The 14,857-nt window shown below is 64.5% G+C and carries 15 protein-coding genes and 2 tRNA genes; 8 read left to right on the top strand and 9 right to left on the bottom strand.

Annotation, left to right across the window (positions count from 1 at the left end):
- Positions 1 to 45 precede the first annotated feature (45 nt).
- Positions 46 to 486: a DUF6628 family protein gene (locus ACNHGR_RS02835; RefSeq protein ID WP_475284031.1), complete on the top strand. Its 441-nt coding sequence runs from the start codon at positions 46 to 48 to the stop codon at positions 484 to 486.
- Here the strand turns inward: ACNHGR_RS02835 and ACNHGR_RS02830 are convergent.
- The 3 genes from ACNHGR_RS02830 to ACNHGR_RS02820 all read right to left on the bottom strand — a co-directional run bounded on the left by ACNHGR_RS02830 (position 483) and on the right by ACNHGR_RS02820 (position 3,089).
- The gene (locus tag ACNHGR_RS02830; protein WP_184271637.1) at positions 483 to 1,232 is read right to left on the bottom strand and encodes a tetratricopeptide repeat protein; all 750 of its coding nucleotides are present in this window, start codon (positions 1,230 to 1,232) and stop codon (positions 483 to 485) included. The two genes, ACNHGR_RS02835 and ACNHGR_RS02830, sit on opposite strands and share 4 nt — an antisense overlap.
- Entirely contained in the window at positions 1,229 to 2,548 is a 1,320-nt protein-coding gene (locus ACNHGR_RS02825) for an AmpG family muropeptide MFS transporter (protein WP_475284030.1), read from the bottom strand. The genes ACNHGR_RS02830 and ACNHGR_RS02825 overlap by 4 nt, the downstream gene beginning before the upstream one ends.
- A gap of 82 nt (positions 2,549 to 2,630) precedes the next feature.
- Positions 2,631 to 3,089 carry a response regulator gene (locus tag ACNHGR_RS02820; RefSeq protein ID WP_475284029.1) on the bottom strand — a complete coding sequence of 153 codons (459 nt, stop codon included), beginning with the start codon at positions 3,087 to 3,089 and terminating at the stop codon, positions 2,631 to 2,633.
- Between the two features lie 156 nt (positions 3,090 to 3,245).
- Here ACNHGR_RS02820 and ACNHGR_RS02815 point away from each other — a divergent pair, with 156 nt between their 5' ends.
- Entirely contained in the window at positions 3,246 to 4,619 is a 1,374-nt protein-coding gene (locus ACNHGR_RS02815) for a pseudouridine synthase (protein ID WP_475284028.1), read from the top strand.
- The gene (gene rsmD, locus ACNHGR_RS02810; RefSeq protein ID WP_184271628.1) at positions 4,616 to 5,155 is read left to right on the top strand and encodes a 16S rRNA (guanine(966)-N(2))-methyltransferase RsmD; all 540 of its coding nucleotides are present in this window, start codon (positions 4,616 to 4,618) and stop codon (positions 5,153 to 5,155) included. The genes ACNHGR_RS02815 and rsmD overlap by 4 nt, the downstream gene beginning before the upstream one ends.
- Before the next feature lie 19 nt (positions 5,156 to 5,174).
- Here the strand turns inward: rsmD and ACNHGR_RS02805 are convergent, their stop codons facing one another.
- The gene (locus ACNHGR_RS02805) at positions 5,175 to 5,621 is read right to left on the bottom strand and encodes a globin domain-containing protein (protein WP_475284027.1); all 447 of its coding nucleotides are present in this window, start codon (positions 5,619 to 5,621) and stop codon (positions 5,175 to 5,177) included.
- 108 nt (positions 5,622 to 5,729) lie between these two features.
- Here ACNHGR_RS02805 and ACNHGR_RS02800 point away from each other — a divergent pair, with 108 nt between their 5' ends.
- A complete protein-coding gene (locus ACNHGR_RS02800) occupies positions 5,730 to 6,194 on the top strand; it encodes an RrF2 family transcriptional regulator (protein ID WP_475284026.1) in 465 nt (154 codons plus the stop codon).
- On the opposite strand, the gene ACNHGR_RS02795 is transcribed toward ACNHGR_RS02800, so the two are convergent.
- Both ACNHGR_RS02795 and ACNHGR_RS02790 read right to left on the bottom strand, forming a co-directional pair.
- A complete protein-coding gene (locus ACNHGR_RS02795; RefSeq protein WP_475284025.1) occupies positions 6,175 to 6,642 on the bottom strand; it encodes a Fe-S oxidoreductase in 468 nt (155 codons plus the stop codon). The genes ACNHGR_RS02800 and ACNHGR_RS02795 overlap by 20 nt on opposite strands.
- 120 nt (positions 6,643 to 6,762) lie before the next feature.
- Positions 6,763 to 7,161: a GFA family protein gene (locus tag ACNHGR_RS02790; protein WP_475284024.1), complete on the bottom strand. Its 399-nt coding sequence runs from the start codon at positions 7,159 to 7,161 to the stop codon at positions 6,763 to 6,765.
- A gap of 105 nt (positions 7,162 to 7,266) precedes the next feature.
- On the opposite strand from ACNHGR_RS02790, the gene ACNHGR_RS02785 reads away from it, so the two are divergent.
- Positions 7,267 to 9,546: an ATP-dependent helicase gene (locus ACNHGR_RS02785; RefSeq protein WP_475284023.1), complete on the top strand. Its 2,280-nt coding sequence runs from the start codon at positions 7,267 to 7,269 to the stop codon at positions 9,544 to 9,546.
- A gap of 486 nt (positions 9,547 to 10,032) precedes the next feature.
- On the opposite strand, the gene ACNHGR_RS02780 is transcribed toward ACNHGR_RS02785, so the two are convergent.
- The 3 genes from ACNHGR_RS02780 to ACNHGR_RS02770 all read right to left on the bottom strand — a co-directional run bounded on the left by ACNHGR_RS02780 (position 10,033) and on the right by ACNHGR_RS02770 (position 10,770).
- Positions 10,033 to 10,108, bottom strand: a tRNA-Ala gene (locus ACNHGR_RS02780).
- 169 nt (positions 10,109 to 10,277) lie between these two features.
- Positions 10,278 to 10,353 (bottom strand) — tRNA-Ala (locus tag ACNHGR_RS02775).
- Positions 10,354 to 10,440: 87 nt separating this feature from the next.
- Positions 10,441 to 10,770, bottom strand: coding sequence for a TIGR02300 family protein (locus tag ACNHGR_RS02770; RefSeq protein ID WP_184271605.1), 330 nt, complete (start codon positions 10,768 to 10,770; stop codon positions 10,441 to 10,443).
- A 149-nt stretch (positions 10,771 to 10,919) separates the two neighbouring features.
- Between ACNHGR_RS02770 and aroA the strand changes: the two genes are divergently transcribed.
- The 3 genes from aroA to rpsA all read left to right on the top strand — a co-directional run bounded on the left by aroA (position 10,920) and on the right by rpsA (position 14,773).
- A complete protein-coding gene (gene aroA, locus ACNHGR_RS02765) occupies positions 10,920 to 12,260 on the top strand; it encodes a 3-phosphoshikimate 1-carboxyvinyltransferase (protein WP_475284022.1) in 1,341 nt (446 codons plus the stop codon).
- Positions 12,257 to 12,889 (top strand): (d)CMP kinase, encoded by a 633-nt coding sequence (gene cmk / locus ACNHGR_RS02760; protein WP_475284021.1) that lies wholly within the window; start codon positions 12,257 to 12,259, stop codon positions 12,887 to 12,889. Before aroA ends, cmk begins: the two co-directional genes overlap by 4 nt.
- 171 nt (positions 12,890 to 13,060) lie before the next feature.
- Entirely contained in the window at positions 13,061 to 14,773 is a 1,713-nt protein-coding gene (gene rpsA / locus ACNHGR_RS02755; protein ID WP_184271596.1) for a 30S ribosomal protein S1, read from the top strand.
- Positions 14,774 to 14,857: the final 84 nt, after the last annotated feature.

The raw sequence follows: 14,857 nt of genomic DNA, 5'->3' as shown, positions 1-14,857 counted from the left end.
ATAGCGTACTATGCCGTCTCGAACTACGGTAGAAGGCGCGATTCTATGGCTTATGGAGAGACCTCCCCCCTCGACCTGCCCCGGCCCATTCCGGGCGGCTATGGCAATCGCCTGTTCCTTTTCGTGATACGGAGAATGGCGACGGCAGGGGTCAACGACGCCCATGCCGCCAATGCAATGCTGGGCGCGTTCGGCCGCAGCTACCGCCGGCCACTGGTGCTGATGCGCGCGATGATGCTGGAACTGGCCCGCGCGTCGAGCCGCAAGATACTGGTCGCCCCCTGTTGCTGCGCGCGCATGACGGCGGACGAAGCACTAATGATGCAGGCAACCGGCGACGCGTTGCGTAACCCCAATGCCGCTTATGATCAGGTGAGCGAATTGCTGGGCAATGATCATGCGCTGGGGGCGCTGACCTGCCTGCAAGCGGTGGCGCAGGCCCATAGCGACCTTGGCCGGCCGCTGGACCTGTACGCCGCCGGTTAAGCCTTTCGCAGTTCGGCCAGTTGTTCCCCGGCCCAGCGATACATGTCGGCCTGCGCCGCGCGCTGGGTGCGGTCCATGCGACGGGCGCGCCGCTCCACCTCCTCCAGGATCGACCGGGCGCGATAATGATCGCCCTGTTGCAGCAGGAAGGCGACATAGTGGCAGCGCGCTTCCTCGCCCGCGATCCGTTCGATCACATCCTCGAACAGCAAGCGCGCTTCGGCCGGACGGCCAAGGTCCGCAAATATCCGTGCCTTGAGCAGGGTGCGCCGATCCCGTTCGCTGCCCATGGCCAATTCCGGCGCGGCATCGAGCAGTCGCAGCGCTTCTGCGCTTTCGCCCCGTTCGAACAGGACGCCGGCCAGTTTCACCTGCGTGCCCCAGTCACCACCCGGTCCCATCGACAGTGCCTTGCGATAGGCGCTCTCGGCTTCCGGATAGCGGTGGCGCTCCGCCTGCGCATCGCCCAGCGCGATATAGTTGGCGGCGGTTTCGGCGAGGTCCAGACTGCGCTCCGCATCGCGCACCGCCCGTTCCGGATCGACCTTCCCCACCACCTGCGCCCGCGCGGTGCGGACATGGCGGTTGTTCCAATGCTGCGGCAACACCTCCAGCATCAGATAGGCAAAGCAGCCCAGCAGCGAGAAGAGCATGATGAAAAGCAGCCAGATCTGGTTGCGACCCGACCGGATGACATGGATGGCGCAGAGGATCTGGACGCAGAGCGATGCGACGATGAGGATCATGGCGTGTCACTTGTCTCCGTAGCCGCCGTACCTACGCTGGAGTCGATCAGGCCGGCGCGCATCATCAGCCAGAACAACAATATGCCCGGCACGGCCAGCGCGGTGGTAAGCAGGTAGAAGTCGACATAGCCGAACCGCTCGATAAGCCCGCCCGCCGTGGTGCCGGTCAGGAAGCGGCCGACGATGCTGGCTGCGGCGGATATCAGCGCATATTGGGCGGCGGTGAAGCGCAGGTCGCACAAGGCAGAGAAATAAGCGACGACGGTGACGCCGCCGATACCGCTGGCGAAATTCTCAAAGCCGATCGCGCCGGCCATGCCCCAGTTGCTCTTCCCCAGCGCAGCAAGCGCGGCAAAGCTGAAATTGGATACGCACATCAGGATCAGGCTGAGCAGCACAGAGCGCTTCATTCCCATTCGAGCATAAAGCACGCCACCGACGAAAATGCCGATCAGATAGGCCCAGAAGCCGATGCCGACATCATAGATGGCGATCTCGTCATTGCTGTAGCCCATATCGTCGAACAACAGACGGAAGGTCAGGTTGGCGAGCGTGTCACCGATCTTGTGCAGCAGGATGAACAGCAGGACGAGGAAAGCGCCGCGACGGCGGAAGAATTCCACCAGCGGCCCGGCGATCGACTGCCAGACCTCCGCCATACCGCGTCGCTCGATGGGATCGCGATGCCGTTCCGGCTCACCCAGCAGCAGACCGGTCAGCATGGCTGGCAGCGCGAAAACGGCGCAGGCGAGATAGGCGCCATGCCAGCCGATCCGTGATGCCAGCACCAGCGCCAGAGCGCCGGCCGCGACCGATCCGATGCGCCAGCCATATTGCGACATGCCCGAACCGACGCCCAGTTGCTCCGGCTTCAGCGTTTCGATGCGATAGGCGTCGATCACGATATCGAAGGTCGCACCGGCCGCACCGACCAGAATGGCGGCATAGGCCGTCTGGATCAGGCCGGTCGTGGGATCGACCAGCGCCAGATTGGCCACCGCCGCCATGACGAGAAGACCAGCAACGAGCATCCACGACACCCGCTGCCCCAGCCGACCGATCACCGGCAGCCGCACGCCATCCACGATCCAGGCCCACAGCCATTTGAGATTATAGACGAGGAAAGCGAGGGTGAAGGCGGTAACCGCCTTCTTGTCGATGCCGTCCTGTGCCAGCCGGGTGGTCAGCGTGGCGCCGATCATCGCATAAGGAAAGCCGGACGAAACGCCCAGGAAGAAGGCCGCGAGCGGTCCCTTCTGCACATAGGGCTTCACGGCATCCAGCCAGCTGCGGCTGCCCTGCGTGGCGTCGGTCATAAAAGCGTGCGTCCCCCGGTAACATCAATCCGGGCGTCACCATATGGCCAGATTGCCGCCAGGCAAGCCTGCTGTGCGGCGATTAGCCCGGCAGTTCGAACAGGCTGAGGCCCGGTGGCAGCTTCGGCCGCCTTACGCCGCGCAGTAGCGCATCGACCACGCCGATCGCCGCGACCAGATCGCGGGGGCCATAGGGCTTGGCAAGGCAACCGATCGCCAGCGCCCGCGCCTCGACCGGGCAATGACCAGTGACGAACAACACCGGCAGACCATGAAGGGCGGCGTGGCGGGCAACATCGATGCCCGTCTTCTCACCATGGATGGCAACGTCGGCGATGATCAGGTCGACGCCACCTTCGTTCATGACCCGGACGGCATGGTCATGATCGTCCACGGTGGCGGCGATCCGATAGCCGGCCTGCGCCAGCGCATGCTCATTATCGAAGGCGACCAGCGGCTCATCCTCCACCACCAGTACGGTGCGGATCGCCTTGCGACGCTTCGTGACAGCGCCTCCCTCTTTCACCAACCCGAAAAACATTTGCCGATCCGCCCTGATTCCGCCATGCAACCGAAGAAACGCCGCGCCCCCGCACCGGGTTGCCCGATGGACGGTCAGTCTCCCTCGCCCAAGCGCCGGAGTGGCACATCTCAGCCTGTTGCTGGCTTTTGTCCCATATGGGAATGGCCAGTGCTCATGAAAAGGAACCCGATCTTGCAACCGCCGAAAAAATCAGGACCGCCCCGCCGGGGAGGACCAGGCGGCCCGAAACGCCCGACCGGTCCTGGCCGGGGTGGAGCAGGCCAGGGCGGATCGGGCCAGGGCGGATCGGGGCGGCGTTTTGGCGCTTCGCCGGATCGCGGGGCTGGCCGGGATGCCGAGCGGGCCGATGCCAAGCCACGCTTTTACAAGGGCGGCGACAGCCAGTCGGAGCGTCCACGCGGCGAACGGCCCGATCGGAGCCGGGCCGACAGCGCTGCGCGTGCCGTACGTGGCACTGGCCCGCGCGACACGACGGCCAAGCCGCGTGGTCCGCGCGTGGAGAGCGAACGGAGCGAACGCCCCAGAACAGAACGCTCCGGCAGCGATGGTTTCCGCCCGAATGGCGTGCGGCAGGAGCGTGCTCGCGCCGCAACCCGCCCGGATAGCCCACGGCAGGAGCGCGTGCGGCCCGATCGCCCTGACAGCCCGCGCCAGGAGCGCAGCCGTCCCGACCGTCCGCGCGACGACGTCGTCAAATCCTATCCGCCGCGCCGTCCGCGCGGGAAAGGGCCGACACCGACCACCAATCCGCATCCGGCCCATGCCGCCGCCAGCGACGGCAAGGGCGAGCCGCAGCGCATCGCCAAGCTGCTGGCCCGTGCCGGCGTTGCCTCCCGCCGTGAAATCGAGCGGATGATCGAGGAAGGGCGAATCGCCAAGGATGGCGTGGTGATCGATACGCCTGCGACGCTGTTGACGTCATTGCATGGCGTGACGGTGGATGAGGTTGCGATCGCCGCACCGGAACCCACGCGCCTGTTCCTGTTCCACAAGCCGGTCGGCTATCTGACGACCGAGCGCGATCCGGCCGGGCGACCGACCATCTACGATCGCCTGCCCGCCGACCTGCCGCGCGTGATGCCGATCGGCCGGCTGGACATGAACACCGAAGGGCTGCTGCTGCTGACCACCGATGGTGGGTTCAAGCGCGAGATGGAATTGCCCGCGACCGGCGTGCCGCGCACCTATCGCGCCCGCGCCTTTGGCGAGGTGACCCAGCAGCAACTGGAAGACCTGTTCGACGGGCTGGAGATTGACGGCATTCGCTACGGTCCGATCGAGGCCAATCTGGAACGGCGCACCGGCCGCAACCAGTGGATCGAAATGACCCTGACCGAAGGCAAGAACCGCGAAGTACGCCGCGTGCTCGAACATCTGGACCTGAAGGTCAACCGGCTGATCCGCACCAGCTATGGCCCGTTCCATCTGGGCGAACTGCCGGTCGGCGCGGTCGAGGAAGTGCGGCAGCATGACCTGGCCCAGTTCCGCGGCGCATTGAAGAAAGCCGGAAAGGCCGAAGGCGAATGAGGATCATTTCGGGCCAATGGCGCGGGCGGCCGCTGACCGCGCCCAAGGGCGACGCCACCCGCCCTACCGGCGACCGGACGCGCGAGACGCTGTTTTCCATGCTACTCAGCCGCATCGGATCGTTCGAGGGGCTGGCCGTGGGCGATTTCTTCGCCGGGTCGGGCGCGCTGGGTTTCGAGGCGTTGTCGCGCGGCGCCGCATCCTGCCTGTTCGTGGAGCAGGACAAGGCGGCGTTGGACGCCATCCGTGCCAATGGCGACCGGCTGGGCATCCGCCCGGATGTCCGTGCGTCCAGCGTGCTGGCGCTGGGATCGGCGCCCAAGCCACTGGATCTCATTTTCATGGACCCGCCCTATGGCACCGGCGCGGGTCAGGTGGCACTGGACAAGCTGGCGCGGCTGGGCTGGACCAGCGCGGCCAGCTGGATCAGCATCGAAACGGACCGGCGCGAGGATGTGGCGGTAAAAGGCTTTGCCGTCGACGCGGTGCGCGATGTCGGCAAGGCCCGGATCACCTTGTTACGGGCTGAGGACTGAACCTTCCGCCCCATTGAGATCAGGCAGCCTGCGCATAGGCCTTCGCTTCTTCGCCGATAAGGATATCGGCGAGGAACTGATAGGCTTCGGCCCAGGCGGCCAGCACGTCATCGGTTGCGACCTCCTCACCCAGTACATCGCGGATGGCGGGCAGCAGGGCGGCGGCGACCTTGGGATAATGGTCTGGCTTCACCCCGGTCTGAACATGGCGCGCGACCATGCGCGCGACGGCCCCGCCCAGCGCCTCCAGCCGATCGATATTTTCCGCATAGCCCAGGATCGCCGCAGCCAGCCGTTTCGGCTGCTCGCCGCTATCCTGTGCGGTCTGGTCAAACATCGCCTTCACCTCTTCATCCTGAAACAGCCGGGCATACATGGCCGTGGTAATGGCGACGCCGTGCTGGCGCAGCGCGGGACCGGTGGATTTCACGATGGCGATGGTGGTTTGAGACAGCGAGTTGGACATCTGATTGACCTTTTTCCGAGTCGATAAGATGTATTTAATTTGCATCTTTTAAGGTGTAAATAGAATATATGTTTGAAAGCCAAGCAGCACCCCGTTATCGCAAAAACCATGCAATTGACCCGCCATACCGACTATGCGCTGCGCGTGCTGATCCACCTCGCCGCCGCGCCGTCCGGACGAGCGACGATCCCTGAGATCGCCGACGGGTACGGATTATCGCGCAATCATCTGATGAAGGTTGTGCATCATCTGGCGCAGGGCGGCTTCATCCATACGCAGCGCGGCCGCGGCGGCGGCTTCGGACTGGCGCGCGCGGCGGCGGATATCAGCATCGGCGCGGTGGTGCGTCATAGTGAGCCGGACATGAAAATGGCGGACTGCGCAACATGCGCAATCCGCCGGTCGTGCGGCCTGACCGCCATATTGACGGAAGCGACCCACGCCTTTCTGACGGTGCTGGATCGTTACAGCCTGGCCGATGCGGCGCGCGACCGGGCCGGACTGGCGGCGCTGATCGCCGCCCTGCCCAGCCCCGCCGCCGACGCTCAACCCATCAACGCTTGCGACCCTTAGGCGCTTCACCGCGATTGACGCAGCTGTCCTGCACGGTGCGCGTACAGACCGGATAATCCTTCGCATCGGTCGGCGGCGGCGTCATGTTACCGCCCACAGTCACCGGATTGGACGACGAACCGACCGGCGCGGATGGATCGTTCGGTACGCCAGCCGGCGCGGGAACCATGCCCGGATCGGCCGGAACGGCGCCGGTCGGCTGCCCGGCATTGGGATCAGCCTGTGGTGGCATAGGGGCAGAGGGTGGCGTCGGCGCAGCAGGTGTAGCGGGAGCGACCGGCGCCGATGGCGGCGTAGCGGCCGGATCGGCGGGCGCAGGCTGTTCCGGGGGCGTCATGGCGTCACCGGGCGGTTGGCTGGCGGGCGCAGGCATATCTTGCGCAACGGCCATGCCGCCAGGGGCGGTGAAGCTAAGCATCGCGACGCTTGCGAGCATGATGGATTTCATCGGGATCATCCTTTCCTATGTTCTCACCCCGTTCGGAGCAAAAACCGGGATCGTGACAGGCCCGTTCCGTCCCGACGACGAAACGAGGCATGGCTGCGACCGGATGAATGTCGCTCCTGTTTATGGTCCTTCGGGATAACGGGCGAAGGCAGGCAGTTCATGTGCCCTTTCTACCCATGAAGGGGCGTCCGCCATCTGGATGCGCGCTTGGGGCGGCAAGGCGTCGGCATCGTTCAGCGTGCCCGTCTGGATATCGATCGCACCGGGAAAGACGACCGGATTGGTGTAGAAAAGGCCGGTGCCGCAGGTGCCGCAGAAATGGCGCGTGGCGTTTTCCGACGACTGGTAACGTACCGCCGTCCCTTCGATCTTAACCGCATCTTCCGGAAACAGCGCCCAGCCGACCATCGGCGCGCCGGCGCTGGCGCGGCAATCCCTGCAATGGCACAGCGCGCTATAGGCCGGGTCGCCGCTCGCTTCATAGCGGATCGCCCCGCACTGGCATCGTCCCGTCAGCATCTCTGTTGCTCCCTTGCATGATTCGCCTTTTGTTCTCATAGAAGGACGGTCGCTGCAAGGGCCATGCCCTTGCCCCCGCCCCTTCCCATGCCTAGTTGATCGATCATGACCGTGCCTGCTCCCTCCCCCAATGATCCGCCCTATCTGGACGGGCTGAACCCACCGCAACGCGAGGCGGTGCTGACCACGGAAGGTCCGGTGCTGGTGCTGGCCGGCGCGGGGACGGGCAAGACGGCAGCGCTGACCGCGCGGCTGGCGCATCTGATCGGGACGCGGCGGGCCTGGCCGTCCGAAATTCTGGCGGTGACCTTCACCAACAAGGCGGCGCGCGAAATGCGTGCCCGCGTCGGCCGGATGATCGGTGACGCGGTGGAGGGGATGCCCTGGCTGGGCACCTTCCACGCGATCGCCGCCAAGATGCTGCGGCGCCATGCCGAACTGGTCGGGCTGCAATCCAATTTCACCATCCTCGACACCGACGACCAGTTGCGACTGCTGAAACAACTGGTGCAGGCAGAAGGGATTGACGAGAAGCGCTGGCCGGTGCGGCAACTGGCGGGCCTGATCGACCAGTGGAAGAATAAGGGCTGGACCCCGGCCGATGTCGGCGCAGGCGAAGCGGAGGGCTATGCCCATGGCAAGGGGCAGAAGCTCTATGCCGCCTATCAGGCGCGGCTGCGCGACGTGAATGCATGCGATTTCGGTGACTTGCTGCTCCATGCTCTCACGATTTTGAAGACGCATCGCGACGTGCTGGAGCAATATCAGCAGCGGTTCCGTTATATCATGGTGGACGAATATCAGGACACCAATAGCAGCCAGTATCTGTGGCTGCGGCTGCTGGCCCAGACGCGCAAGAATATCTGCTGCGTCGGCGATGACGACCAGTCCATCTATTCATGGCGCGGCGCAGAGGTCGCCAATATCCTACGGTTCGAAAAGGATTTTCCGGGCGCGACCATCATCCGACTGGAGCAGAATTATCGCTCCACGCCGCATATCCTAGGCGCGGCATCCGGGGTGATCGCGGAAAATGGCAATCGCCTCGGCAAGACGCTGTGGACCGATATCGACGTTGGTGAAAAGGTACAGGTGGTCGGCGTATGGGACGGGCCGGAAGAAGCCCGGCGCATCGGCGACGAGATCGAATCGGTGCAGCGCAAGGGCGGATCGCTGGACGAGGTCGCGATCCTCGTCCGCGCCCAGCATCAGACCCGCGAGTTCGAAGACCGGTTCATCCAGATCGGCCTGCCCTATCGCATCGTCGGCGGCTTTCGCTTTTATGAGCGGGCGGAAATCCGCGACGCGCTGGCCTATCTGCGGCTCGTCAACCAGCCGGCCGACGATCTGGCGTTCGAGCGGATCGTCAATGTGCCCAAGCGCGGGTTGGGCGACAAGGCGGTGGAGAAGCTGCACCGGCTGGCGCGGGCGGAAGGTATCCCGCTGACGCTGGCGGCGGCGCGGATACTCGACACCGACGAACTGACGCCGCAGGCACGGCGGTCGCTGGGCAATTTCGTGGGCGATCTGGCGCGCTGGCGCGATCGGGCGGCGCAACTGCCCCATGCGGAGCTGGCGCGGCAGATATTGGACGAAAGCGGCTATACCGCGATGTTGCAGGCGGAGCGCACGACCGAAAGCGCCGGGCGGCTGGAAAACCTGACCGAACTGACCCGCGCGATGGAAGAATATGAGACGCTGGGCGCGTTTCTGGAGCATGTCAGCCTCGTTATGGACAATGAGGCGCAGTCGGAAGCCGCCAAGGTCACGATCATGACCATCCATGCCGCCAAGGGGCTGGAGTTCGACACGGTGTTCCTGGCGGGCTGGGAGGAAGGCATCTTCCCGTCGCAACGGGCGCTGGACGAAGGCGGGCTCAACAGCCTGGAAGAGGAGCGCCGCCTCGCCTATGTGGCGATCACGCGGGCGCGCAAGCGCTGCACCATCCTGCACGCCGCCAACCGCCGCATCTACGGCCAGTGGACCAGCAGCATCCCGTCACGATTCGTCGGCGAATTGCCGCCCGAACATGTCGAATCGGAAAGCAGCATGTCGGGCGGCGCGTCGCTGTGGCGCGCCAACTGGTCGGAACGGGACGACCCCTTCGCCAATGTCGCGCGCGGCAGCGGCCGTGGGCCGGGCTGGCAACGGGCGCAGTCGACCGGACAGTTCAGCAAGGAGCCGGTGCGAATCGTGGAGGCGCGGGCATCGGCTGTATCGCTGGGCAACAAGGGCCGCAGCGACATGAGCGTCGGGCTGCGCGTGTTCCACCAGAAGTTCGGTTACGGCACCGTCGCGGAGATCGAGGGCAACAAGCTGGAGATCGATTTCGAAACGGCCGGGCGCAAAAGGGTGATGGATAGCTTTGTGAGCGTGAGCGGCTGACGACGCTGTCTTGATGGGTGAAATGGGTGATGAGCGGGCGGTTGAGTTTTAACTCAGCCGTGTTCCTGCGAAGGCAGGAACCCAGGGCAAAGAAGCGCTAGACCGCCCCTAGGCTCCTGCTTTCGCAGGAGCACAGATTGTCCGCAAATGGTCGGGAGCGGACCTCTGTCCCTTCCCTTGATCTTCAACCGTCATGCCAGCGGAGGCTGGCATCTCAGGCAGGCGCACGTTCCGTAAACGGATAGCGCTAGGCGGCCGGCCTCTTTCTGTCTCCGCTTAAGACCCCAGCCTTTGCTGGGGTGACGGCTATGGGGCAGGTCAAAATGACCGCCGGACGTCCACCTCTGGTCGTTAGCCGCCGCCGCGATTGAGCGGCGATAATCCCCGGACAATCCCGGATGCAGAAACCCGGCCAATGCCAGGAAAGGCCATAACGATCACGGCTCCAAACCGGTCTATGTCGTCGCACCAAATTTCTTTGAAAATTGGTGGAGCCTAGCGGGATCGAACCGCTGACCTCCTGCATGCCATGCAGGCGCTCTCCCAGCTGAGCTAAGGCCCCATCCTGTCGCGGCGATGCCGCGACCCTTTGGTCGGACCATGTCCGGCATATGCCGTCGGTCGCATGTATGACGTCCAGATCAGTTATGATCCTCAACGTCTATCCCCTCACTTGCGTTCGGGAATTTTTCGGAAAAATGTCCCGTGGACATTTTCTGGTTCCGAAAAATTGGTGGAGCCTAGCGGGATCGAACCGCTGACCTCCTGCATGCCATGCAGGCGCTCTCCCAGCTGAGCTAAGGCCCCGTACCAGTGAAGCGCCGCTTGGGTCCGGCGCTTCGGAGGTCGCTGCCTCTAGGGTCGTCCGACCCCGTTGGCAAGCAGAAATTTCAATTAATTGTCGTCGTTGTCGTCGTCGTTGCCAGCGTCGACGCCCAGGTCGTCGTCACCGCCCAGATCGACGTCATTATCCGGCGAATCACCGTCGTCATCGACGTCGATGTCCAGATCGTCATCGGCCGTTTCCAACTCGCCGTCGGCTGTCTCGATCACCTTCTTGGGCGCTTCTTCATAGGGAAGCGGCTGCTTCGACTTCAGCACCGGTTCCGGCTCCCAGGCGCTGCCGCAATTGATGCAGGTTACCGGATCGTCCTTGCCCAGGTCGTAGAAGCGAGTCGCGCATTTCGGGCAGGTCCGCTTCGTGCCCCATTCAGCCTTCACCATGTCCGGCCTGTTCCTTCTTCGATGCTTCAAACAGAAATCACGCGGCGCAACGCACAGGTTGCCCGCGAAACGTCGGGCGCCTTGCCATAGCGGGATCGCGCTGTCAAAAGCCGCTCGCATTTTTTCGGTTCCATGACAACGGACATCCCGTGACCCAGCATAGCGATACCCCCACCCCCCGCACCTTCACCGCCGCGCCCGCTTTGTCCGGCCGCGTTACCGTGCCGGGCGACAAGAGCATTTCCCACCGCTCGCTGATGCTGTCGGCGCTGGCGATCGGCGAAAGTCGGGTCGAAGGCCTGCTGGAGGGCGAGGATGTGCTGGCCACTGCCGCCGCCATGCGGGCGATGGGCGCGACGATCGAGCGCGACGAGGATGGCGTGTGGCATATCCATGGCGTCGGCGTGGGCGGGTTGCTCCAGCCGGAAACCGCACTGGACATGGGCAATAGCGGCACCTCGACCCGCCTGCTGATGGGCCTGCTCGCCAGCCATGACCTCTCCGCCACCTTCACCGGCGACGCTTCGCTGAGCAAGCGCCCCATGGCGCGTGTGACGGAGCCGCTGTCGCACACCGGCGCCAGCTTCACCACCAGTCCGGGGAATCGCCTGCCGCTCACGATGAAGGGCGCCTGCCCGGCCGTGCCGCTCGACTATACCCTGCCGGTCGCGTCGGCGCAGGTGAAGTCGGCGATATTGCTGGCTGGCCTCAACACGCCGGGCATCACCCGCGTGGTCGAGCCGATCCCGACCCGCGATCATAGCGAACGCATGCTGAGGGGCTTCGGGGCGAACCTGAATGTCGAGGTGCAGGCGGACGGCACGCGCATCATCACGCTGGTCGGCGAAGCGGAACTCAAGCCGCAGAATATCGTGGTGCCGGGCGACCCCTCTTCCGCCGCTTTCCCGATGGTCGCGGCGCTGCTGGTGCCGGGATCGCAGGTGACGATCGAGAATGTCGGCCTCAACGGTACGCGCGCCGGCCTGATCGACCTGCTGCGTGAAATGGGCGGATCGATCGAGGTCGTGAACGCGCGCGAAGTGGGTGGCGAGCCGGTCGGCGACCTGATCGTTACCGCCTCCGCATTGCAGGGCGTGGAGCCTGATCCGGCCCGCGCGCCCAGCATGATCGACGAATATCCCGTCGCTTTCATCGCCGCAGCCTTTGCAAAGGGGCGCAGCATCTTCCGCGGGCTGGAGGAACTGCGCGTCAAGGAATCGGACCGGATCACCACGATGGCGCAGGGACTGCGCGCCATCGGCGTGACCGTCGAAGAACTGGAAGATGGCATCATCATCGAAGGCAGCGGCGGCGTGGCTCTGCCCGGTGGCGGGCCGATCGCCACCAGGCTGGACCATCGCATCGCGATGAGCTTTGCCGTGGCGGGGCTGGTGTCGAAGGACGGCGTCACCATTGACGACATGCGCCCGGTCGCTACCAGCTTTCCGACCTTCCTGCCCCTCCTTCGGTCGCTGGGAGCGATTGCATGATCATCGCCGTCGACGGCCCCGCCGCATCGGGCAAGGGTACCATCGCCAAGGCGCTGGGGCGGCATTACGGCCTTCCCGTGCTGGACACTGGCCTGCTCTATCGCGCGGTGGGCCTGTCGGTGCTGAAAGCCGGCGGCGATCCCGATCATGAGGATGACGCGCTGGCCGCAGCCGGTTTCGATGACGCTATTCTGGCCGATCCGGCGCTGCGCAGCGAAGCCGTCGGCAGCCTCGCCTCGCGCGTGTCGGTGCATCAGAGCGTGCGGGACGCGCTGGTCCAACGTCAGCGCGATTTCGCCACCCAGCCGGGCGGCGCGATCCTGGACGGGCGCGACATCGGCACCGTCATCGCCCCCGATGCCGACGCCAAGATCTTCGTCACCGCCAGCGTCCATGTCCGCGCGGAACGGCGCTACAAGGACGCCCTGTCCCATGGCGGCCATCCCGATATGGACAGCCTGATCGCTGACATTCAGGCGCGCGACACCCGCGACATGAGCCGGGACCATGCCCCGCTGAAGGTCGCGCAGGGGGCGGACTTGCTAGATACGAGCGATTTGACTATAGACGCCGCCGTCCAGAGGGCCATTGCGCTTGTGGACGCCCAGCTTGAAGGTCGCTCAAAATAGTGACCCGACAAGGCGCGCGGAGTTTCCGGGCGCCCTTTTCGCTTATCTTGCTTGCGCGTTTCATGACCATAACCCCTTGGATACGCGCCGGATATTCGGTCCTGCGCGTGGTTTGGCCAAAGACCATCGGACACAACCGATTGGCCAGCAATGATGAGTGAAGGACCAACCATGGCCTCTACGGCATTCCCCTCGCGCGACGATTTCGCCGCGCTTCTCAATGATTCTCTCGGTGGTGAAGACGGCGGCTTTGAAGGCCGCGTCGTCAAGGGCACCGTTACCGCCATCGAAAACGACCTGGCCGTCATCGACGTAGGCCTGAAGTCGGAAGGCCGCGTGCCGCTGCGCGAATTCGCCGCGCCGGGCCAGAAGGCTGACCTGAAGGTCGGCGACGAAGTCGAAGTCTATGTCGACCGCGTCGAAAACGCCCATGGCGAAGCGATGCTGTCGCGCGACCGCGCCCGCCGCGAAGCCGCCTGGGACAAGCTGGAAAGCGAGTTCACCGAGAGCGCCCGCGTCGAAGGCGTCATCTTCGGCCGCGTCAAGGGTGGCTTCACCGTCGACCTCGACGGCGCCGTGGCGTTCCTGCCCGGCTCGCAGGTCGATATCCGCCCCGTGCGCGATGTCACCCCGCTGATGGACATTCCGCAGCCCTTCCAGATCCTGAAGATGGATCGCCGCCGCGGCAACATCGTCGTGTCGCGCCGCGCCATTCTGGAAGAAACCCGCGCCGAACAGCGCAGCGGCCTCATTCAGACGCTGGCCGAAGGCCAGATCATCGAAGGCGTCGTCAAGAACATCACCGATTATGGTGCGTTCGTTGACCTGGGCGGCATCGATGGCCTGCTGCACGTCACCGACCTGTCGTACAAGCGCATCAACCACCCGAACGAGATGATCAACATTGGCGACACCGTCCGTGTCCAGATCATCCGCATCAACCGCGACACCCAGCGCATCAGCCTCGGCATGAAGCAGCTGGAAAGCGATCCGTGGGAAGGCGCCGCCGCCAAGTATCCGATCGGTGCGAAGCTGTCGGGCCGCGTCACGAACATCACCGAATATGGTGCGTTCGTCGAATTGGAGCCGGGCATCGAAGGTCTGGTCCACGTGTCGGAAATGTCTTGGACCAAGAAGAACGTCCACCCCGGCAAAATCGTTTCGACCAGCCAGGAAGTCGAAGTTCTGGTCCTCGAAGTCGATCCCGAAAAGCGCCGCATTTCGCTCGGCCTCAAGCAGGCCCAGTCGAACCCGTGGGATTCTTTCGCCGAACGTCACCCGATCGGTTCGACCGTCGAAGGCGAAGTCAAGAATGCGACCGAATTCGGCCTGTTCATCGGCCTGGACGGCGACGTGGACGGCATGGTCCACATGTCGGACATCGCCTGGGGCATTTCGGGCGAAGACGCGCTGGCGCTGCACCGCAAGGGCGAGTCGGTTCAGGCCGTCGTTCTCGACATCGACGTCGAGAAGGAGCGCATCAGCCTCGGCATGAAGCAGCTTGAACGTGGCGGCCCGGCCGCTGGTGGCACCGCTGCTGCGGCTGCCGGCCTCAACAAGAACTCGATCGTCACCGTGACGGTTCTGGAAGTCCGCGACGGCGGTCTGGAAGTCCAGGCTGGCGAAGACGGCGCTGCCGGCTTCATCAAGCGCAGCGACCTGGGTCGCGACCGCGACGAACAGCGTCCGGAACGCTTCCAGGTCGGCCAGAAGTTCGACGCCATGGTGACCGGTTTCGACCGCGCCAAGAAGCCGACCTTCTCGGTCAAGGCAATGCAGATCGCCGAAGAGAAGCAGGCTGTGGCGCAGTATGGCTCGTCCGACAGCGGCGCGTCGCTGGGCGACATCCTGGGCGAAGCGCTCAAGGCGAAGAGCGAAGGCTAATCCCTTCCGCTTTCGAAGTGACAGAAAAGCCCGCCGGACCATCGTCCGGCGGGCTTTTTCATGTCCTTGATCGCATCATCCTTC

It is taken from the genome of Sphingobium sp. RS1, from assembly GCF_056156825.1.
Note: the sequence above shows the minus strand (reverse complement) of the source record. Positions and strands in the feature narration are given on the sequence as shown.